Source organism: Acinetobacter sp. GG23, from assembly GCF_057766365.1.
Genome location: NZ_JBYMDJ010000001.1, coordinates 291821 through 312010, shown reverse-complemented (window position 1 = coordinate 312010; position 20190 = coordinate 291821). Strand labels below are relative to the sequence as shown.

Annotated in this window: 20 protein-coding genes and 1 tRNA gene; 17 read left to right on the top strand and 4 right to left on the bottom strand. The window is 37.1% G+C overall.

What is annotated here, in order from left to right:
• Positions 1-40 precede the first annotated feature (40 nt).
• Genes AC3CAU_RS01490 through AC3CAU_RS01450 form a run of 9 tightly spaced genes read left to right on the top strand, consistent with a single transcriptional unit; the run spans position 41 to position 6645 of the window.
• Complete coding sequence (locus AC3CAU_RS01490) at positions 41-1300, top strand: hypothetical protein (RefSeq protein ID WP_447053152.1); 1260 nt, start codon at positions 41-43, stop codon at positions 1298-1300.
• Positions 1300-1590, top strand: coding sequence for a hypothetical protein (locus tag AC3CAU_RS01485; RefSeq protein WP_447053151.1), 291 nt, complete (start codon positions 1300-1302; stop codon positions 1588-1590). The genes AC3CAU_RS01490 and AC3CAU_RS01485 overlap by 1 nt, the downstream gene beginning before the upstream one ends.
• Positions 1587-1988, top strand: coding sequence for a hypothetical protein (locus AC3CAU_RS01480; RefSeq protein ID WP_447053150.1), 402 nt, complete (start codon positions 1587-1589; stop codon positions 1986-1988). The genes AC3CAU_RS01485 and AC3CAU_RS01480 overlap by 4 nt, the downstream gene beginning before the upstream one ends.
• A gap of 11 nt (positions 1989-1999) precedes the next feature.
• Positions 2000-2839: a LamG-like jellyroll fold domain-containing protein gene (locus AC3CAU_RS01475; protein ID WP_447053149.1), complete on the top strand. Its 840-nt coding sequence runs from the start codon at positions 2000-2002 to the stop codon at positions 2837-2839.
• Between the two features lie 8 nt (positions 2840-2847).
• Positions 2848-4830, top strand: a complete 1983-nt coding sequence (locus AC3CAU_RS01470) for a hypothetical protein (RefSeq protein ID WP_447053148.1) — start codon at positions 2848-2850, stop codon at positions 4828-4830.
• Positions 4823-5056, top strand: coding sequence for a hypothetical protein (locus tag AC3CAU_RS01465; protein ID WP_447053147.1), 234 nt, complete (start codon positions 4823-4825; stop codon positions 5054-5056). The genes AC3CAU_RS01470 and AC3CAU_RS01465 overlap by 8 nt, the downstream gene beginning before the upstream one ends.
• A 59-nt stretch (positions 5057-5115) precedes the next feature.
• Positions 5116-5688, top strand: coding sequence for a coiled-coil domain-containing protein (locus AC3CAU_RS01460; protein ID WP_447053146.1), 573 nt, complete (start codon positions 5116-5118; stop codon positions 5686-5688).
• Positions 5672-5929, top strand: a complete 258-nt coding sequence (locus AC3CAU_RS01455) for a DUF7940 domain-containing protein (RefSeq protein WP_447053145.1) — start codon at positions 5672-5674, stop codon at positions 5927-5929. The genes AC3CAU_RS01460 and AC3CAU_RS01455 overlap by 17 nt, the downstream gene beginning before the upstream one ends.
• On the top strand, positions 5926-6645 hold the full coding sequence (locus AC3CAU_RS01450; RefSeq protein WP_447053144.1) for an N-acetylmuramidase family protein: 720 nt from the start codon (positions 5926-5928) through the stop codon (positions 6643-6645). The genes AC3CAU_RS01455 and AC3CAU_RS01450 overlap by 4 nt, the downstream gene beginning before the upstream one ends.
• 43 nt (positions 6646-6688) lie before the next feature.
• Here the strand turns inward: AC3CAU_RS01450 and AC3CAU_RS01445 are convergent, their stop codons facing one another.
• The 4 genes from AC3CAU_RS01445 to AC3CAU_RS01430 form a co-directional block, all read right to left on the bottom strand.
• A complete protein-coding gene (locus AC3CAU_RS01445; RefSeq protein ID WP_250697821.1) occupies positions 6689-7390 on the bottom strand; it encodes a hypothetical protein in 702 nt (233 codons plus the stop codon).
• A 335-nt stretch (positions 7391-7725) separates the two neighbouring features.
• Entirely contained in the window at positions 7726-9024 is a 1299-nt protein-coding gene (locus AC3CAU_RS01440; RefSeq protein ID WP_447053143.1) for a Y-family DNA polymerase, read from the bottom strand.
• A complete protein-coding gene (locus AC3CAU_RS01435) occupies positions 9021-9578 on the bottom strand; it encodes a LexA family protein (RefSeq protein WP_447053142.1) in 558 nt (185 codons plus the stop codon). Before AC3CAU_RS01435 ends, AC3CAU_RS01440 begins: the two co-directional genes overlap by 4 nt.
• Before the next feature lie 965 nt (positions 9579-10543).
• Positions 10544-10753 carry a cold-shock protein gene (locus AC3CAU_RS01430; RefSeq protein WP_053577989.1) on the bottom strand — a complete coding sequence of 70 codons (210 nt, stop codon included), beginning with the start codon at positions 10751-10753 and terminating at the stop codon, positions 10544-10546.
• A 567-nt stretch (positions 10754-11320) separates the two neighbouring features.
• On the opposite strand from AC3CAU_RS01430, the gene AC3CAU_RS01425 reads away from it, so the two are divergent.
• The 8 genes from AC3CAU_RS01425 (at position 11321) to AC3CAU_RS01390 (ending at position 19932) form a co-directional block, all read left to right on the top strand.
• Positions 11321-11397 (top strand) — tRNA-Met (locus AC3CAU_RS01425).
• A gap of 156 nt (positions 11398-11553) precedes the next feature.
• Positions 11554-11913: a hypothetical protein gene (locus tag AC3CAU_RS01420; protein ID WP_131216123.1), complete on the top strand. Its 360-nt coding sequence runs from the start codon at positions 11554-11556 to the stop codon at positions 11911-11913.
• 156 nt (positions 11914-12069) lie between these two features.
• Positions 12070-12339 carry a hypothetical protein gene (locus AC3CAU_RS01415; RefSeq protein ID WP_447053141.1) on the top strand — a complete coding sequence of 90 codons (270 nt, stop codon included), beginning with the start codon at positions 12070-12072 and terminating at the stop codon, positions 12337-12339.
• A gap of 296 nt (positions 12340-12635) precedes the next feature.
• Positions 12636-15275, top strand: coding sequence for a bifunctional aconitate hydratase 2/2-methylisocitrate dehydratase (locus AC3CAU_RS01410; protein ID WP_447053140.1), 2640 nt, complete (start codon positions 12636-12638; stop codon positions 15273-15275).
• A gap of 147 nt (positions 15276-15422) precedes the next feature.
• On the top strand, positions 15423-16733 hold the full coding sequence (locus tag AC3CAU_RS01405; protein WP_447053139.1) for a hypothetical protein: 1311 nt from the start codon (positions 15423-15425) through the stop codon (positions 16731-16733).
• Between the two features lie 34 nt (positions 16734-16767).
• Positions 16768-16989 (top strand): hypothetical protein, encoded by a 222-nt coding sequence (locus AC3CAU_RS01400; protein ID WP_447053138.1) that lies wholly within the window; start codon positions 16768-16770, stop codon positions 16987-16989.
• A gap of 1305 nt (positions 16990-18294) precedes the next feature.
• Positions 18295-18531, top strand: coding sequence for a hypothetical protein (locus AC3CAU_RS01395; protein WP_447053137.1), 237 nt, complete (start codon positions 18295-18297; stop codon positions 18529-18531).
• A gap of 1173 nt (positions 18532-19704) precedes the next feature.
• A complete protein-coding gene (locus tag AC3CAU_RS01390; RefSeq protein WP_447053136.1) occupies positions 19705-19932 on the top strand; it encodes a hypothetical protein in 228 nt (75 codons plus the stop codon).
• Positions 19933-20190 lie beyond the last annotated feature (258 nt).

Below are 20190 nucleotides of genomic sequence, written 5' to 3'. Positions count from 1 at the left end.
TATGACCGCTTTATGCGGTCTTTTTTATGGATCAAATAAAATGGCGACAGACGTTGATGTGCAATATTTTAGCCACTTGAATGGCTTAACACTGAGCAATAATTGGGGGGATTTAATCCGGTTATTGGACAAGGTACTGGTAACCGGTATTGATTTTACCCAAATCACAGCAGCATCGATTGATGCTCAGGGTAATGTGTATATCACACTTTATTCAGCACACAATGCTATGCTATTTCAGATTGTTGAGCTCTCTGGTTTTACTCCCGCATCATTCAATCAGAAGTACCGAATCAAAGGTATACCAAGCACAACTGAGCTGATTTTAAGACCACATACTGCGATTACCGAGACTGCAATTGCAGTCATTGGTGCCGGCAAACTTGCATCACTAGGCTATGAAATTATTTTCCAAGATGTAGACGACGTAAAACGCGTGTATCGTGCGAAAAATCCACGTGTTGAACATCCGTATATTCGGGTAGATGAGACGATTTCAGATGGTGTGAATAGCTATAGCTCAGCATATGCCAAATATGCCATGGTGGGTCTGCTTGAGCACATGGACCATATTGATGATTACAATAAATCCGATGTTTTGCAAACACCATTTGATCCAGCTGATCCCACTAAAAATTGGAGAATCACCGGCACTGGGCAAAATGTAGTGCGTGGATGGAGTTGTTGGTATTGGAACGTCGGTACACTTTATAACGACAATGCAAGCAATTCACTGATAGCACCAAACGTGAATGCACCATGGTCAATCTGTGGTGATCAGGATGCGTTCTATTTTGCGCCATCTGCTCATAACCAAGTACAAAAACAGCTTTGGGGGTGTGGTATTTATAATGATCCACAGCAGTTAAATGCACCATGGTTTTTATTTGCAGCATTATCAACCCAAAAAGCAAATGAAAATTTTCAGTTTGGTTATACATTAGGTGGATCAGTTCTAATGCTTGGGCAAGGTGGTCATCAGTTCATTACTACATCAACAGACATTAATACCTTAAACCACAAAACTGCCACACCAATTTTGCCAGATTATAGCAGCGGCATGACAACGATTTATGAAGGCAGTGAAATTCCAGCATTAGAGATCCCTTTTTTCGATTCAGATAAGAAGCTTAGAGGGTCTTTAAAGCATGTGTTTTATATGGGTAAGAAGATTAACAGCACACATGCAACGCCTGAAATTTCTACCAATAATGAACTTTTCTTAAAAGAAAACTTAAGACAGTCAGCTAATAATCAAACAAGCTCCGCGGGTGTTTATTTCTATTTAGGGGTGATGTGATGTTTACAAGAAAAGCCAAGTCATCATCAGATCGTTTGCAGGAGGTAACCACAGGTCTTGTAGTGGTATCTATTTTCGGTTCTGTAAAGGCCTTAAAAATTCCTTATAAAGATGCTCTAGTTATTCTTTATAACAAACAAAACTTGAAGCCAATTGCTGTAAAACGACCAAATATTGATGGTAGCTATAGTTTTTTGGGGCTAAATACAAATTTAAAGACATTCTTAGTGGCTTTTGATAAGAAACAAAAATATAACGCAGTCATACAAGATAATGTGAGGCCAAAATGACAATTACGGTTTGTAAACCCGCACAATTACTTGCACTGCAAGCACATGCAACGTATTTAGATAGCGGTGCAGGATCAGCGTATTTTGTGTATTACATGGGCGCAAAACCTGCATCACTTAATATTGCTGTCGATCCGCTGAATGCTTTATGTGTGCTGCCATTGCCTGAGCCTTGTTTTAAGCAAGTTTTAACGAATGGCATTGAACTGCATCCGACTGATACTGCAACCGCAACTAAGGCTGGGATAGTCACATGGGCGCGTTTATACAATGGCAATGATGAAGCCTATGCCGACTTTACCATTGGAATATCAGGCACGCACATTGTGTTAAATAACGATGATATTGCACTGGGTTCAAGTCAAAAGCTTGACAGTATTATCTTTAATCCACTTTAAGAGAGCTACGCATGGCTGCAAACATTCTCGAATTTGCACAGTTCGGTCACTTCGATTCTTTTGATGTGATTCGATCAAATACATCAATGGCTTCAACACCTGACAGTACTTTGCCTACACCAATCGCCACAGGTTTAACCACAATGCACTATGCAGATGCTGCAGTGGTTGAGAACGCGGAGTATTACTATAAGGTGCGTGTGTGGCGTGGTGGCGAATTTTTTGTGAGCGATGAGACTGTTGTGTACTCAACGTATGATCCATATGCCGATAAAGTCAAAGCATTATTGCGCTTTGATGGGAATCTTGATGACGAAACTGGGTTGGTGTGGGAAAAACCTAGTGCGATATTTGATGTAGGTTATTTTAACCAAGCAGCACAGCTTAGCAGTCGTATGATCGCCCCTAACACCGTGGGGGCTAAGGCTTTTACTGTGGAGTTTTTATATAAAGCCGTTACGCATAGTTCGGCATACCCTTGTGTATTTAGTTTTGGTATGGCATGGGGTGTTGGTTATATTGGCTTGTATGTGCGACGTAACGACACAGGCAATGTGTTGTCATGCTATACATATAACAAACCTACAATAGTTACATCCATCGACGTGCTTGATGGAGAGTTTCATCATATTGCTCTGGCTTACGACGGTATTTTGTTGCGCCTTTTTGTAGATGGTGTTTTTGCAGGAAGTTCAAATATTTCAGGTTTTTCTGTGCAATCTACAATATTGTTGTCTGATATAGGGCAAAACAGCATAACTTGCTGGTTGGATGAATTCAGATTAACAGAGGGTGAGGCTCGCTATACGAGTAATTTTACACCGCCAGTCCACCCTCACCCTGCAGTTTGAGTTAGATTATGTCAGACTATAAACCGTTTCGTTTAAAAGCACAGTACAAACCCCCACCATCGGTAAGTGCGCTTGAGAAACCGTTTCAACTTAAAGCTCACTACGATCCTGGTTTTATTTCAAGTGTATTAAAAGCTGATATTGGTACGGGCATCCAAGCTACAATTTATGGTTCAAATACCTTTGTTGTGATTAATCGTGGTGTGTTGCATGCTTCTATTCATAACGAACTTCAAGCGACAATTTACGGTACTAACAGTGAATATGTCGAGAATGTAGGGCGGTTGATTGCAACGATTGATCTAAGCATTAGTGCTACGTGTTTCGGCTTAAACGATATTAACCATATTGTCGGGGTGTCTTATGGTTTTGATATGCGCTACCAGAAAGCGATTGCAGCCTTAAGTACTACGGAAATTCCGTGGGCCAAGCCAGTATTAAGAGTCTCGAATGAGGCTCTTTTTTATGATCAAGGCCTAGTAATTTCGAATCAGGCAAATATTCAGAATGAGCTGGCGAGGTCATTAACCCGGGCGGTCAGATCCTTGCATGAGCAGGCAACCGGCTTAAGTTCTGATGCTTATATTGTTTGGGAAGAAGGCGAGAAATGCTTTATTCATCAGCGTTACCTGCATGAAGAAACGATCAAGCTGCGCCATAACCGGGAAACGGTCTGGCAGGAGATGATCCGCAAGCGTAAGACTTTTACCTGTTCACATGAAGTGGCTCAAGTCTTTGAGCACTGTTTTTCATTTGAGTGGGATAAAAGCCTAGAGATCGTGACAAAGTCATATTTACCTTGGGATCAAGCCAAAGCGATTCACTACCGCAAACATCCCATTCTACCTTGGCCAAAGCCTGAATTACCCAAATACGAAGGCAGTACAGATCTTAACTTTATCTGTCTCTGTCATGAGAATGATTCACACAATGTTGTTTTAAATTTTGGTGCAGATGACTGTATTCCAGCACTGCCGAAACGAAACTGGTGGTATATCGTGAATACATTAACAGCCGAGCGATTAGATACCGGCGAGAAAATTAAAGTGATTGATGGTACATATAGTACCAGTCGGTCACAGTGGTGCTGGACTTATTCCATTACCGTAGCTCACACCGAAAAGGAAAAGTTACAGCCGATTAACAGTCAGCCGGTGATTCTCAAGATCATGATTAATGGATTTGAGCACCACATTCTGCTTGAAGATCCAGAAGAGACCCGACGCTTTGCTAATGTCCTATATACCTACCCAGGGCGAAGTCGGACTGCTTTAAACTCGGATAAATACGCGCCTTCACGCTCATTTATCCAGGACAATGAGCGAACCTCTGTTCAGTTGGTTCAGGCTGAACTGGATCGAGCAAATAGCGGTACCAGTTTAGACTGGAAACTGATTGATGAACTGGGCTGGATCGTAGAAAAAGAGAGTCTGAGCTATGCAGAACTTGCACCAATCGACGCAATAAAGCAGGTGGTGGATGCCGGTGGTGGCTTTATCTATAGCCAGAAAGCAGGCAATACACTGACCATTTTACCGCGCTATCAGAAAGGCTATTGGGATGCGATGACAGTTTCTGACTATGACATTCTATTGTCTGAAAGCATGGTTATGCAGCAGAACATCAAACAGAATGATGAATACATTGCTGATTACAATGCTATTACCGTGGTCAACAGCCGCAATGGTGAAAGCCTGAAAGTACAGCAACGTGGAACTTCAGGTGATGTGCCACTTGAATCAGCTACTGGTTCATTGTTTAACTTGGTGTCTGGTGCCAGTTACGGAAAAAATGAATTGGTGAAAGCGAATATTCAGGAGTTGCATACCTTTTCGGATATTCCGGTAAGCTTCGATATTGGCGAGATGCTACCCGGCAAAAGCATTGCATTTAATGGCCAGTGGTGGGGTGTCATTGATGGTGTCAGTGGCAGTTTTTCACATGAAAAAGTAACTGAAACAATTACAGTGGAGCGTATCAGTCGTGACTAATCCTCTATTTGAATTACGAAAGCTTTTAAACCCAACCCATGCGGAATACATCGGCACCATCACATCAGTGAAGCATCCAGAATACCGGGTGCAGATTGAGGGTGGATCAGGTCCGGTGCTATGTACATCAGGCACAACCTATAATTTAGGTGCCCGAGTCTTTATTGCCAACCAAGTGATTTTGCGACCTGCACCGAGTGGGTCGCATTCAGAAATAGAAGTCTAAACTCAATCAAACAACAGCACCTTAGGGTGCTTTTTTATTGCCAAAATTTAGGGGGCGGCATGTCAAATGACTACACAACTGATCCACCGATAGCGACAGCAGGGCAGTTGATCGCTATTTCAGACAAGATTAACGATCTCGGCAAAAACTTGGAAAAATTGGCTGAGATGCCTCAAAAGCTTGACCGCATGAATATGCAGCTTGAGCAATTAAATAAAGAGCATCAGCAGACGCGAAATGACCTAACGCAGACTCGCGACAATTTACAGGATGAACTTGATCGAGCAAAGTCAAATTTTAAAAGCGACTTGAAGCAAATCCGCCAGGACACTGAAGTAAAGCATAAAGAGGTTGATCTTCAAATCCGAATACTCAGTGAAAGCAAAACAAAGATTGATAACACCACAAATATTGTGCGCTGGGGTGGGATTGCTTTACTTGGTGCACTGGGATTCGCATGGAATACCCAGACGGGTAAAACCGATGCTATGACTACTCGATCCATGGAAAACACTCAAAAAATCCAGGTTCTTGAAAAGCAGTCTGACCAACTCTTAAGAACGGTTGAAGAAATCCGCAACAAACTTTATGAACGCAATTACAGAGAGAGCGCTAATGAAATTAGTAGATAATGCCCGACAGTGGTATAAATTCTGGTCCATTCGATTAAGCGCTTTAGGCGCTTTTTTATTGTCTGCGTGGTTTGCATATGGTAGTGAAATTACTGCATGGTGGATGATTCACGCCGCTGATTATTTCTCTTTCTTGTCACCGCAAACAATCAAGTGGGTGGGCTTAATCCTTGTGATTACAGGGCAATTGGCTCGACTGGTGAAACAACCTCAATTGGTTAAAGATGGTGGTAATCCATGAAACAAATTTTTGATTTCTTGCGCAAGATTAGCGGAGGAAAGCTTACCCAGAAACAGGTTGAAGCTGCCGATAAGTTAATTGCAACCGCCTACGATGATGTTGCTGTAATGCTTGGCATTGCTATTGATGTAATGAGTAAAAAAATCACCAATGATCAAATTGTTGATCAAGCAAAATTACTCGGTATTGAAGTTGCGGCCTTAAAAGCAGTAATGGAAGTGGAGTGCAAAGGATCAGGATTCAATACTGATGGCTCGCCGGTTATTCTTTTTGAGCGCCATAAATTCTATGAGGGTCTTCAAGCAATCAACTGGATAACTAAATCCAAAGAATGGTCCAGGTTATATCCAGATCTTTGCAATTCTTCACCAGGTGCTTATGGTAAATTTTCAGAGCAACACAACAAACTAGACCGAGCATCAAAGCTTAATCGCGATGTGGCGCTTGAATCGTGTTCGTGGGGATTGGGTCAAGTGATGGGTTATCACTGGAAGGCACTTGGTTATGCATCACTACAGTCATTCATTGATGCCATGTACAAGGATGAAGCCTCGCAGCTTGACGCAATGTGCCGATACATCAAAGTAAATAATCTTATCAGCGCTTTAAAGAACAAAGACTGGAAAGCGTTTGCTAGAGGTTATAACGGCAGAAATTATGCAATCAATAAATATGATGTGAAGTTAGCTGATGCATATAAGAAAGCCCTCAAGTGAGGGCTTTTTCGTATAAGCACCATTATGTTAAATGAAACTAAAATCAGTTACTTTCTTGAGATGGTGGAGCAGAGTTCCATGTACCTAATAAGCGCCAAATTGCACTATCTATTTCTTGCCATCTATCCCAATTATTCAAGTTCATTTCCCATTGAATCCAGATACCGCCATATTTATTAGGTTGATAACTATCACCTCTAATTGGAATAATCTTGTTTTCCAGTGCAACTGAACTTTCTAAAGTTTGTATACTTAATAAAACACCACTGACGCCAGGCTCTTTAGATTTTCCATAACAATTAAAGGAATAGTCTGCTTCTAATCTCTGATAACAAGTCAGACCATATTTTTCAAATTTTGAATTTTTTTCAAAAAATTCTTTTCTTTGTAAAAATGTCTTATGAGTATCTAAATTTTCAGCTCGCATATCCATGGTAAGACCTTCAATCCTTACTCTCACTTGGTCATCATGATCAGGCAAATATCCATCCGTTGCTTGAAAATCTAAATTGCTTAACTTTAAATCAAATTGTAATTGTCGATTCGAATCAGGCATCGGCAAACTGTTCGCTTCTCCTTGCATAATTGTTGGAAATTTTTCAGGAACATAGTTTATGGCAAATTGACCTAAATAATGTTCTCGTGCAGGTTTATAAAACTCATAATCGAATTGATCTGGTATATGCTCGCGACGTGGCCCTAGTTTAGCTTTAACAATAAGTTCTAGATTTTGTTTCCATGTCACTATTTCCCCCTCTTGAGGAATATCCTTTGATGTACACCCAATAAGTAACAGTGCATACAAGGAAAGAATCCAATATCCTTTTATTAGCATTATTTGACTCTTATAAATATTAAGATTCCAAAAAATTAGAATAGTTAAATTTTCCTAAAATTAACATAATACACCTTATACGAAATAGTCGAATTATTTTAGATAAATCATTTACCTAGCTGTTTCATAAAAGCCTGATCAGTTTTGATTGGGTTTTTATGTGAAATGTGGAGTTCCACGCATAATATTTGATCAAATTGAAGTGATTTTCTTAAATTAAATTTAACATTTAGGTCGATAGGCAATCAGTCGTTTATCGTCAATAACCCATCCCAACTAAAATAATTCTGCGTCAAATTTTGTCTCGACATTGCCCATGCTCTGCCATGCATTTTACATGGGCCAATAGCTAATTTCTTATCACCAAATTTAATTTTTACTTTTTCCAAGGCTTCTTGCAGCTTTTCATTTTTTTCTATTTGTGTGCTGTCAGAAAGCAAATCATAAATGTGCGTCGACTTCGGCTCGATTGCAGTCAATATCACTCCGCATTTTTTAAACTCAATACCCTCTAAAAACAATTCATTCATACACTTCATCACAGCTCTGTTCATTACTGCAGCGGAGTCAGTAGGCTCTGGAAATCCAATACTGACCGATTTGTTGTAGAAAGGTCTGCTCTTATCAAACGGATTGGACTGAGCAAAAGCAATCACACATCCACATAATGAATTATCTTCTCTTAAGCGTTTAACTGCATTTTGAAGATAGTCACTCATTGCTTCAGAGAGTGATTCTATATCTGTCACCCGAGAGCCAAATGAGCGTGATGAAATGATCTGTTTTTTGGTTGGTGGTGCTTGTTCAAGATCAATACATGATGTGCCTTGCAACTCCATAACTGTTCGCTGCATGACTACAGAAAATATTTTACCCAACTGGTGTGGATCAGCCTGCACCAAATCCAACACAGTATTGATCCCAAGAGTATTAAGCTTTTTGCTATGTTTACGACCAACGCCCCAAACTTCAGAAACATCAATCAGGCTTAAAAAATAAGCTCTATGCTTTGAATCCATGGTCACTAAATTGCACACACTATTAAATCGTTTTCCTTTCTTGGCCATATGATTAGCTAGTTTTGCTTCCGTCTTGGACCGGCCAATCCCTACGCAAACAGGCAATCCAACCCATTGTAAAATACGTTGCCGCATACCTTGAGCATATTCGGTCAAATCATAGTTTTCAGCGTATGCAGTGACTCTTAAAAAACACTCATCAATTGAATAAATCTCCTGTTCACCTGGTGCAACGTAGTCAGCCAAAATTGAATGAAAGCGATGTGACATTTCTGCATATAAAGCATAATTGCTGGAAAGCACCTGAACATTATATTTCTCAACAATATCGCGGATCTGGAAGAGGGGAACACCCATTTTGATGCCAAGGTCTTTTGCTTCTTGTGAGCGTGCTACAGCGCAACCATCATTATTCGAGAGCACGATTACTGGCACATCTTTAAGCTTAGGGTTGAATAGACGCTCGCAGCTTACATAGCAATTATTTACATCGATGAGAGCATATATTTCTTCTTGTGATCTCATCTAAACTTTTTGATAACGTTAGTTACCACTCCCCAAATTTCAAACTCTTGCCCATCCACTGGATGTATATCTGGATATCCTTCGTTTTCAGCTTTAAGCCAGCATCCCTTTGCATCGATGATAAGTCTTTTTAAGGTAAATTCATTATCAACACATGCAACCACGATATCCCTATGTTGAGCTTCAATACTTCGATCCACAATCAGAGCGTCATTGATATCAATACCGGCATTGAGCATTGAAAGGGAGTTGGCGCGTACGATAAAAGTAGCATTGGCATTGTTAATTAAGAACTCATTCAGATCTAATTTTTTATCAATGTAATCTTGAGCTGGCGAAGGGAAACCCGCTTGCACACGCTCAGTAGCCAGTGGTATTTCTATTTTAGTGACTGGATCGAACTGACGGATATCAGTAATTTCATTTTCTTTTTTAAGGGATTTTAAGTATTCTTTGATATCTAGAATTTTAGATTCAGGCACTCGAATTACTTTGGTCTCTTCAGACTTCTTTCGACCAGCCCCGGTACGAAAACCCCCATGACTATTGTTCATAACTTTACTAGCCCTTGATTTATGTAACATAAATCAAGATTGTAAAGACTCTATAAAAATCAAACAATTAAAATAAATCGTTTAAAATCAAAGACACGACGTAAAGTGACGCAAGATTATGATAATTCTGATAAACGGCTAATTGAGTAGATTGACTTTTTGAGGGGCCTCAAGTGAGGGCTAATTTTTCAAAGGGAATAATATTATTAAAAAATGTAGACTATGTGTAGACTGATGAAGTTTATTTGTAGACTGGCAGTGCAGTTGAGTGCGAAGTGTTGCAAGTATTCATTATAAATAAAAACAGTGACTTATCACCATTTACAGCCAAATAAAATTAATATGAAGTAATATTCTTAGAATTGGAGATTCTAAGTTTTTAAAAAATATAGTTTTTTAATTACTTTTATTTGTTGTTAATAGATTTGAAAAGTTGTTTATCTATACGGCTGAGCAGCTTTTCATTTATCTAAGTATTAAGTATTAAGTATTAAGAATTATAAAAATATTTCATTATCTAATTTTTTAGATTCTAGAAAAATAAGAGTAGTAGCTAGAATCATTAAAATTCTGCGTATAAAAATTGTCACCTAAATAGATCTCTGCTGCGACACTGACCAACCCAGTTAATAAAAACATATGAGTAAAATTAAACAGCATATACGTTCGCTACTAATCCATATTTAATAACATTGAGGTAGTTGACGAGGGGTATAAAAGGTAAATTAAACATATACCCTAGTTGATGATTAAATATACTGTTTTTGTAAATTAAATACTAGCGTAGGATTTAAATATAAAAATTGGAATAAGGGGAGTTAAAAATTCAAAAGGAGACATTTGATAATAAAGTTCTTATTTATTATAGAAAAAATATTTTTATAAAGCTCAGATGTGAAAAAGCGAGAGTGGACTCTCGCTTTTTACTCTTAAACTATCTTACTAAAGTAAGAATAATTTTAGAATTATAGTGCTACGATGTTTACAGCATTCGGGCCTTTTTGACCTTGAGTGATGCTGAATTCAACTTGTTGGCCTTCAGCCAAAGTTTTGAAACCAGAGTTAGCGATTTCGCTGAAATGAGCAAAAACGTCAGGACCGTTTTCTTGTTGAATAAAACCGAAACCTTTAGTTTCGTTGAACCACTTAACAGTACCTTTAACAGTATTAGACATAATACAATCCTATAAAACTTTAATATTTTTGGTTTATTTAAAAACCCGGTGTTAACTTGAAAATAAGAATGGAACTTTAAATCTGAAAAACGAAGGATTATGACTAAAACTGCGAAATACAAAAAGATTTACCAGAACAAAACTATTTTTCTAGTTAAGATAAAGAATACAGGTGTATTTAAGAATATGCAAGTAAATCTTTATCTATTGATGATTTTTATGGCTGGTATGTGTAAGCAAATAATTATATTCAGTAAATCAATAATTTATATTTTGATTCTGCTTGGTTTTTTTGAGTTGAAAGAATGCTTAGATTCTATTTCATAGTTTTAAACTGCTTTTTATTTGAAAATATGACGTAACTTATTTTTGATTGGTTATTTGATGCATTCAAAAATACTGAGTGACTGACTTTAACCAGCTTTGATTATATTTTTATTATTCACCCAGTGATTTTGAATTCAGAATTTAGTTAGGATTATGAATGCTCAAAAACGTTATTTTTCCATTGAAATTGAATAAAGTTTGCTTTGTTATGATTTAGGGCGTATAAAGCTAACTCGTTGATGCGGGATGGAGCAGTCTGGTAGCTCGTCGGGCTCATAACCCGAAGGTCGTTGGTTCAAATCCAGCTCCCGCTACCAACGAAAGAATACACAGTTTATAGCCTAATCTACACAGATTAGGCTTTTTTTATGCTTTTCGTTTAAGTTTAAAGCTTGGTTTTTCCTTGTATAAAGGATGAGTTATTTCATATTTTCCTTAACTTTGATTATGATGGTGGGAATAGGAGAAGGTTCATGAATAAGTTATTCACTTTAGTAGTATTGGTTGCTTTGGTAGGTTGTGCTGAAAAAAAACCGCTAACCGCCGAAGAGCAGTGGATGGGTTATTGTAAAAGTGTGGGAAATGCTGCAAACACGATTATGTATGACCGTCAGAATGCTATTGATAAAGCAGCGGCGTTAGAACATGCCAATAAAATTGAAGATGAAACGACAAAAACGTTCATCTTGGATATTGTTGAACAAGTCTATGCATTTCCATTAGCTGAGATTACTGCAGATCCCGAAGCAAGTCGTAATCAGTTCAAGCAAAAAATTACAGAAAAATGTATCGCGACTCCGCACGATAAAATGCCAGACTACAAACCGTTCTAAAGAACGGTTTTTTTATATTTATCGTTATCTTAAGGCCTTAAAATAGCCTAAGTATAGCCGGTATAAATTGTGACATTTGAGTAAATCATAAATATAGAAAAGCTTATACAAATAGTGAATAATAAAAATAACTACAAAAAAACTAAGGAGCGCTATATGGATGTCGTGGGTTATTTACATAATGCAGACTTGCTCTTAGAAGATGAACAGGGTCTTATCGTGATGGGTGGTAGTCACTACGTACTCAGTTTGGGCGATAAAGTCTATCTTCGACACATAATTGATCAAGAAACGAAGCTTTATCAGGTTCATATTTCATTTGCCAGCGCAGAGCATGCTATGCTGCATGAAGATGAAATTCAGGTTAAATTTGAAGGTTGTCGCGATGATTTACGTAAATACATGAATGCAACGACAGTCCACTAAGGTTGAATATTTTTCTTTTTAAGAAGAGGGCAACATTAGGTTGCCTTTTTTATGTATGAGTTTCAGTCAAAAGTTAATTATCATCCTGATTAAAGGTGTACATTGGGGTGGGCTTGATCATTGAGTGATCAATATGGGCATCATTTAGATACTAAATAATGGACATCATAAAGAAACACTCTAGTTGCATTAACTTTTAACTGGAATTTTAGTAAAATTTGGCAGTCCATATTATTTGTGAAGCTTTATAGAAGCTGGAATTCACAGGTAATTTTTTAAAAAAGAGGAATAACACCGTGCTAGAAGCTTACCGCCAACACGTTGAAGAACGTGCCGCACTCGGAGTCCCACCGAAGCCACTTGATGATGCTCAAACAGCTGACTTGGTAGAACTGTTAAAAAATCCACCAGCTGGTGAAGAAGCATTTTTAGTTGATTTGCTAGAAAACCGTGTTCCTGCAGGTGTTGACCAAGCTGCTTATGTTAAAGCTGCTTTCTTGGCTGCTTTAGCAAAAGGTGAAGCGACTTCTCCACTTATTTCTAAAGAACGTGCGGTTTACTTACTAGGTACTATGCTTGGTGGTTATAACGTTGCACCTTTAGTTGCATTACTTGACGATGCTGAGCTTGCTGAATTAGCTGCTGAAGCATTGAAAAAAACGCTTCTTGTATTTGATGCGTTCCATGACGTTGCTGATAAAGCAAAAGCGGGTAACGCAAACGCTCAAGCTGTTATGCAGTCTTGGGCTGATGCTGAATGGTTTACGACTCGTCCAGACGTTCCATCTGAAATTAAATTGACAGTTTTCAAAGTAACTGGCGAAACAAATACAGATGACTTGTCTCCAGCTCAAGATGCTTGGAGCCGTCCAGACATCCCATTACATGCAAATGCGATGTTGAAAAACGAACGTGACGGGATCAACCCAGAAGTTCCTGGTGAAGTGGGTCCACTTAACCAAATCAAAGAACTTATCGCGAAAGGCAACCAAGTTGCTTACGTAGGTGACGTTGTTGGTACGGGTTCATCTCGTAAATCTGCAACTAACTCTGTACTTTGGTTCTTTGGTGATGATATCCCGCACATCCCGAACAAAAAAGACGGTGGTTACTGCCTAGGTTCTAAAATCGCTCCAATTTTCTTCAACACGATGGAAGATGCTGGTGCGTTGCCGATCGAGATCGACGTTGCAAACATGAACATGGGCGATGAAATCGTTCTTAAAATTGATCATGCTGCTGCGAAAGTTACTGCGTCTAAAGACGGTGCGGTAATTGCTGAAGCTGAACTTAAAACACCTGTACTTCTAGACGAAGCTCGTGCTGGTGGTCGTATTAACCTGATCGTTGGTCGTGGTTTGACGACTAAGGCTCGTGAAGCTTTAGGTCTTCCAGTATCTACCTTGTTCCGTGTTCCGGTTCAACCTGCTGCAACTGGCAAAGGTTTCACTCAAGCACAGAAAATGGTTGGTCGCGCTTGTGGTCTTCCTGAAGGTCAAGGTGTACTTCCAGGTACTTACTGTGAACCTAAGATGACCACTGTTGGTTCGCAAGATACAACTGGTCCAATGACTCGTGACGAATTGAAAGACTTGGCTTGCCTAGGCTTCTCTGCTGACCTTGTTATGCAATCCTTCTGTCATACAGCTGCGTATCCAAAACCAGTTGACGTTCAAATGCAACACTCGCTTCCTGATTTCATCATGAACCGTGGTGGTGTGTCTTTACGCCCAGGTGACGGTATTATTCACTCTTGGTTAAACCGTATGCTTCTTCCGGATACCGTTGGTACTGGTGGTGACTCGCATACTCGTTTCCCAATCGGTATTTCTTTCCCGGCGGGTTCTGGTCTGGTAGCGTTCGCTGCAGCAACTGGTGTTATGCCACTTGATATGCCTGAATCTGTACTTGTGAAGTTCAAAGGTAAAATGCAGCCTGGTATCACGCTACGTGACCTAGTACATGCAATTCCTTACTACGCAATCCAAGCGGGTGACTTAACTGTAGAGAAGAAAGGTAAGAAAAACATCTTCTCTGGTCGTATCCTTGAGATCGACTTAACAGAAATGGAAACTGACTTAACTGTTGAGCAAGCGTTCGAACTTTCTGACGCTTCTGCTGAACGTTCAGCTGCTGGTTGTTCGATCACGCTTTCTGAAGAGAAAGTTGCTGAATACCTTCGTTCAAACATTACTATGTTGAAATGGATGATTTCTGAAGGTTATGGCGATGCGCGTACCATGGCTCGTCGTGTTGAGAATATGGAAAAATGGTTGGCTAACCCAAGCCTTCTTAAAGCTGACGCTGACGCTGAATACACGAAAGTGTACGAAATCGATCTAGCTGACATTAAAGAACCTGTTCTTTGCTGCCCGAACGATCCAGATGATGCGAAACTTCTTTCTGACGTTCAAGGCGTAAAAATTGACGAAGTATTCGTTGGTTCATGTATGACGAACATCGGTCACTTCCGCGCAACTGGTAAGTTACTTGAGAAAGTTCCTGGTGGTGTATTGTCAACTCGTTTGTGGATTGCTCCGCCTACGCGTATGGACGAACATCAGTTGATGGAAGAAGGTTACTACAACATTTATGGTAAAGCTGGCGCGCGTACTGAAATGCCAGGTTGTTCATTATGTATGGGTAACCAGGCGCGTGTGGCGCCGAACACGACTTGTGTATCGACTTCTACTCGTAACTTCCCGAACCGTTTAGGTCAAGGCGCGAACGTTTACTTAGCGTCTGCTGAACTTGCTTCTGTTGCTGCTGTATTGGGTAAATTACCTTCTCCAGAAGAATACCAACAGTACGCGGCTCAAATTGACAGCATGTCAGCTGATATCTATCAATACTTAAGCTTCGACAAGATGAGTGAATATACTAACGCTGCTAAAGACGTTGATACGAAGAAAATTGCTGCTGCTCAGTTGACTTAATTCATTGTTAATTAAGCAATAAGCGGTATAAGATAGGGGCTGATTAATCAGCCCTTATTTTTTGGAGATTTATAAATGTCAATTAGCATTTGAGAAAATATTGATCATTTAAACTTCAATAAATATGAATGTATTAAGAATGGTTTTTTGAGAAATAATAAAGGTGAAATGTCTTTTTTTCGAGATAAAGAATCTCGGTTGTTGTCAAAGGCTGTAGGTGAAGTAGCAGTAAAAGATTTTAATTTTGAGGATAGAGAAGGCCAAATTCCAAGGGAGGAATTTCAGCTTGAATTTAAACATAAACATTATTCTGTTGATCAAAGGATTTTAATGCTGGCTATTCCTGAAAGTAGGAAAATAAATCAAATAAATGGAAAAAATAGCTACATTGATATTTATGTGGTAGAAGAGTTTGAGTTTATTGATAAGCATTGTTCGATAGAGGCTGAGTATTTAATAGAGTTTTTAGATGGTTTGAAGATTGATCATATTTTTCCACATTCAATGAGGATGAATGAAACCCATGAAAAAAAATATGAATTATATGGTACGAATTTTGAGATTATAGAGAAGATAATTAATCACAATAATTTCAATAAAAATAGTATCAGAATTAAATTCGAAGATGAGGACGTATATATAATTAAATTAGGTGTTGGAGATAGAGGCTTAATTTTATACAGAAAAAATTTAGAATTATTTAAAAGAGATAAAATTAGAAAAATAATATCCTTTATTTTAGGCTGTCCACTAGTCTTTTATGGGTATACTTTTGTAAATAAATATATGACTCCTTCATTTAGTTATTCAAGAACTATTCATGATAATGAGAGAGGACAATTGACTATCAATGTTCAAGTACCTACACCACTTAGTTTAAGTGCTTTAAATGTTATAGATTGTGAGATTTTTAAAAATTTGGTGCTAGAACTATATGTTAAGTATGATGAATACGATTTAGGTAATATATTCTTTACATATTGGGTAGCAGTAAATTCTAACTCTATTACTGCTGCCGTGCACTATGGGGCACTGATTGAAAAGTTACAAGCTACATATATGAAAATTCATGATGTTAGTTATAGTAAAATTTTAGATAAAGCAAGTTTTAAAAAAATGCGGGAGCGATTACAGCAACAGTTGGATAGATTTGAGCTAACCTGTGAGCAAAAGAAAATTTTTTTAAATAAAATAGGGAATATGAATACTTATTCTCAAAAAGATAAGATGGATTTTTTTTGTAATGACATTTCATTATCTCTATCGAATATTGAAAAATTAGCTTGGCAACAGCGAAATGATGCGGCTCACGGTAATGACATAAGTGATATTAATCAAGCTTGGAAAAATACAATAATATTAAGAGAGTTAGTTAATAAGTTTTTGTTGAAGTTACTTACATCTAATAAATATTATTTGTCATATTTAGATGGTAAACCAGCAATTAAAGCTTTATAAAGCATCGCTAATGATTTAAAAAGTTGATGTAACAATGGCTAAACAATCCCGATTCCTCTGTATTGGCGGTTTCTTAAATGGAACCCAAGTCAAAGACCAAGGCGACAGCTTTGTCTGTGTTGAAAAGTCTAAAAATGTGACTTACCATAAACGTGAAATTTTCCATCCAGATTCTTGGGGTCATGACTACTATGTGTGTGAAACCACGACAGATAAACAGGCACGAAACTGGGTGTATGACATCCAATCCAACTAATCTTTCATTCAGTAAATAATTTTAAACACATGCCCAGATCTTAAAAATGATTTGGGCCCCGTAACCTAAGCGATGTTAATGTTGTACGTATACATAAAATTTATCATAGTGTGTCTTACATTTTTCTAGCTGAACCTTTATCCATATTCCTTTAAAGCTGGATTAAAATGAAGCGAATATGGGTATAAATCTATGAATTTAAATAACTCCTTTAGTATAGGTAATTGCGGTTATTTTCTTATATATCGGGCGTCATTTAATCAGTAAAATTAACTTCTTTAAAACTATAATCTGCCTAAACCTCTGTAATCGGCGGTTTAGTTTTAGTCTTAATAACCTTTGTTTTATATATTTTAATATTAATGCGACTTTTAGGTATGAATTCAATCTATTCTCAGATTCATATTTTTTACATCAGTCGGCTTAGGTGCAGATCTCTCCAGACTAAAAGAAGAAGGTAAAGAGCACTTTAATTCAAATTGGTTTGATATTAATTTGATTTGCTTCAGCGCTAAGTACTACATAATCCCTTTCCCAACTTCAGGCTTTTATTTGCTTCATGGATTTGGCCATGAGTAAGCATTTTAATCACTCGAATATATTGAGTCATTATAGCTTTGATATACCATGATCTGGTTGAGATAAGAGCTATAACCTGTATAAGCAATTCTGTACTTCCTAAATGCGTTCAATGATCAAATTACAAATCCCACTAATCAATTTACTTGGGGGGTCAAAAGAATGGTTGGCCAATTTATTTAAAATGGTTTGGTCTTTTTCGGTGCCAATACCGACCAAGATTGGAATTGAACGTTTGTATAGTAGGGGGGTAGGTCATAGTCATTTGTCGCACTTCCACCATGAATAATCACAATTAGATTATTAGGTGCTGGGTTAAATTGTTTAGCCCATTGCCTTCATTTGCTAAATCTTCAGCAATACTCACTACACTGTATTTCCCTAAAACGTGGCTGTGTGATACATGAAATAACAGGTACTGGCTTTATCTACAGCATTTGCATTTTTTAAAGTCATCTAAACCTAATTATTTTCGGGCACAATCACCAATAAATTTTGAATATCCAATGGGGTAAGGGTATCTTATTTTTATTGATCCAACCTTATTTGGTCAAACATTCTAATTTGCTTAGAGCGCTGTGGAACTTCACTTAGGTGGTAACTCAAATCGATATCCTCCTCCATTAATTGAAAAACCATACTGCGGGTAAAAGCTGGGCTTTTTTGACATTGATTGTTCATATAAATAAAGGATAATAGATCATTTATTTATATGAACTCTTCTTTATGCCCATAATTGATATTAATAAGTTAAATACTATTTTTAGTGAAATAATAGCAAACAATAAAAAACCTGAAAAAATATTAATAGGATATAAGGTTTATGCTGAATTGATGAAGGATCGCAGATTCTTTGAAAAGGTAGTAGGCTCGGCAATGGATCCAAATAAGCGTACATATAACAATATTAAAATTAAAGTTACTCAAGATGACTGTCAGCTTGAAGTAAAGTGTTCAGTTTAACAAGTTTAGATAGTAACAAAAGCCCGGTCAAATAATCAGGCTATTGTTGGAACCTATTGCAAATGACTTTCAAAATAATCCTAGTAGAATAGTATGCATTCTCTAGTAATAGCAATTCCTAGTTTCAGCCTGTGCCTTCCCCAAGACTCAGGCCTTTTTTTGCTTAAAATTAAGGAGAAACATATGCTTCAATTACTAATGTGTTTATTTGGTTTTGATGGTGCAACAGAAATTGATTACACGGTTGATGATAAAGAGATTAAAGTGTACCAAGATTAGTCGAAAAAAGTTAAGTAATAAACATTTAAGAAAATATAAGATTAATTTGAATACTCATAATATTTTTTATTTTCATAATGTTGAAACAATTTAATTCTATATTTAATGAAAATAAAGACGTAACTACAAAAAATCTAAAGTTTCAGCGTAAATTAAGCCTATTTAATTTGGGAGAGTTAGATAGGTTTTTTTATTAAAATATATTTATATTATCCTCCTTGTCGAACGTATTACGACACATAAACCCCGTCATTAATTTGTCGGGGTTTTTCTTTTCTTGTAGTGATCTGCCTTCATGGTGAAACTGAAATTGATTACACGATTGATAGTAAAGAAATCAAAGTGTGTCGAGCTTTTTGAAAGAATTTAAATAAGTCTTATAAAATTATATTTATACAAAACAAAAAATATTTAGGATTAATCAAGAAAAGGATTTTTGTTAATTTTTTTCATTTCTAATAAAAATAAGAACGCTGCCATGATAAATAATACTGCAACTGTGAAAAAAAACATGTCTTTTAAATATATTGCCACCGCAATGTTTAAAGTACTTATAGCTAAGAAAAAAATAAAAATCACATAATAAATCTTATATCTCATAGTTTTTGTCACAATTAAGTATTAATAGTGTTAACAATATATCAAGTTTATTTAATTTTAATTAAGCAAAAACTTACATTTTTAGATTAATTAAATAATCGCCAAATATACCATAGCCCATAACTCCCCATTCAGATCACTAATTTGGCAGGGGCTTTCTTTTCCTTATTAGGAGTTCTGTGAGAAACACAGTACAAGCTAAAAAATGAATTTAAATTCTTATTGTGATTTATTTAACAATATGTACATCTGGCTATGATTTACTATTTTTATCATTGAAGAATAGAGGTGTGTATGTATTACAAACATAGACTTGAAGAAATTGCCGCCTTAAATAATGAAGGTGATGAAGTGGTTGTAACAAGGATTTATGAGCCCAAATCTGGAAGGGACTTCAATTCAACTATTAGTGGAGATATATATCGACCCTCTAATCAAATTATTGTTGATGGGCAAGTTATAAGACTATCTTTAGATAATTGTTTTATTCACCCCAAGAATAAAAAAATATATTCAATTTGATTAAAGTTATTGTTAAAACCACCTTCGGGTGGTTTTTTTAATAGGTTTAATTTAGGAATATTCACCACTATAAAAGCCTTGGCTGATCAGAAGCTTGTCAAAACCAAACCAAGGATCAAGCCATTAGCTCAAGCAAAAAAAATCTTAGAAGTTGAAGAGGATTTTGAACAGGTACTTGAGTATATTTACAATCAAATATGAAAAGAAATTTTAATCCACTAAATGTTGGTACTTTGATTTTCATCTAAATATTTTTTA

What these genes read in the sequence shown, in the direction of transcription:
- AC3CAU_RS01485 (WP_447053151.1), top strand. Translation starts at nt 1,300, where the DNA reads ATGTTTACAAGAAAAGCCAAGTCATCATCAGATCGTTTGCAGGAGGTA.
- AC3CAU_RS01480 (WP_447053150.1), top strand. Translation starts at nt 1,587, where the DNA reads ATGACAATTACGGTTTGTAAACCCGCACAATTACTTGCACTGCAAGCA.
- AC3CAU_RS01455 (WP_447053145.1), top strand. Translation starts at nt 5,672, where the DNA reads ATGAAATTAGTAGATAATGCCCGACAGTGGTATAAATTCTGGTCCATT.
- AC3CAU_RS01450 (WP_447053144.1), top strand. Translation starts at nt 5,926, where the DNA reads ATGAAACAAATTTTTGATTTCTTGCGCAAGATTAGCGGAGGAAAGCTT.
- AC3CAU_RS01395 (WP_447053137.1), top strand. Translation starts at nt 18,295, where the DNA reads ATGCCCATAATTGATATTAATAAGTTAAATACTATTTTTAGTGAAATA.
- AC3CAU_RS01430 (WP_053577989.1), bottom strand. Translation starts at nt 10,753, where the DNA reads ATGTCTAATACTGTTAAAGGTACTGTTAAGTGGTTCAACGAAACTAAA.
- AC3CAU_RS01460 (WP_447053146.1), top strand. Translation starts at nt 5,116, where the DNA reads ATGTCAAATGACTACACAACTGATCCACCGATAGCGACAGCAGGGCAG.
- AC3CAU_RS01490 (WP_447053152.1), top strand. Translation starts at nt 41, where the DNA reads ATGGCGACAGACGTTGATGTGCAATATTTTAGCCACTTGAATGGCTTA.
- AC3CAU_RS01415 (WP_447053141.1), top strand. Translation starts at nt 12,070, where the DNA reads ATGGATGTCGTGGGTTATTTACATAATGCAGACTTGCTCTTAGAAGAT.
- AC3CAU_RS01420 (WP_131216123.1), top strand. Translation starts at nt 11,554, where the DNA reads ATGAATAAGTTATTCACTTTAGTAGTATTGGTTGCTTTGGTAGGTTGT.
- AC3CAU_RS01400 (WP_447053138.1), top strand. Translation starts at nt 16,768, where the DNA reads ATGGCTAAACAATCCCGATTCCTCTGTATTGGCGGTTTCTTAAATGGA.
- AC3CAU_RS01435 (WP_447053142.1), bottom strand. Translation starts at nt 9,578, where the DNA reads ATGAACAATAGTCATGGGGGTTTTCGTACCGGGGCTGGTCGAAAGAAG.
- AC3CAU_RS01475 (WP_447053149.1), top strand. Translation starts at nt 2,000, where the DNA reads ATGGCTGCAAACATTCTCGAATTTGCACAGTTCGGTCACTTCGATTCT.
- AC3CAU_RS01390 (WP_447053136.1), top strand. Translation starts at nt 19,705, where the DNA reads ATGTATTACAAACATAGACTTGAAGAAATTGCCGCCTTAAATAATGAA.
- AC3CAU_RS01470 (WP_447053148.1), top strand. Translation starts at nt 2,848, where the DNA reads ATGTCAGACTATAAACCGTTTCGTTTAAAAGCACAGTACAAACCCCCA.
- AC3CAU_RS01440 (WP_447053143.1), bottom strand. Translation starts at nt 9,024, where the DNA reads ATGAGATCACAAGAAGAAATATATGCTCTCATCGATGTAAATAATTGC.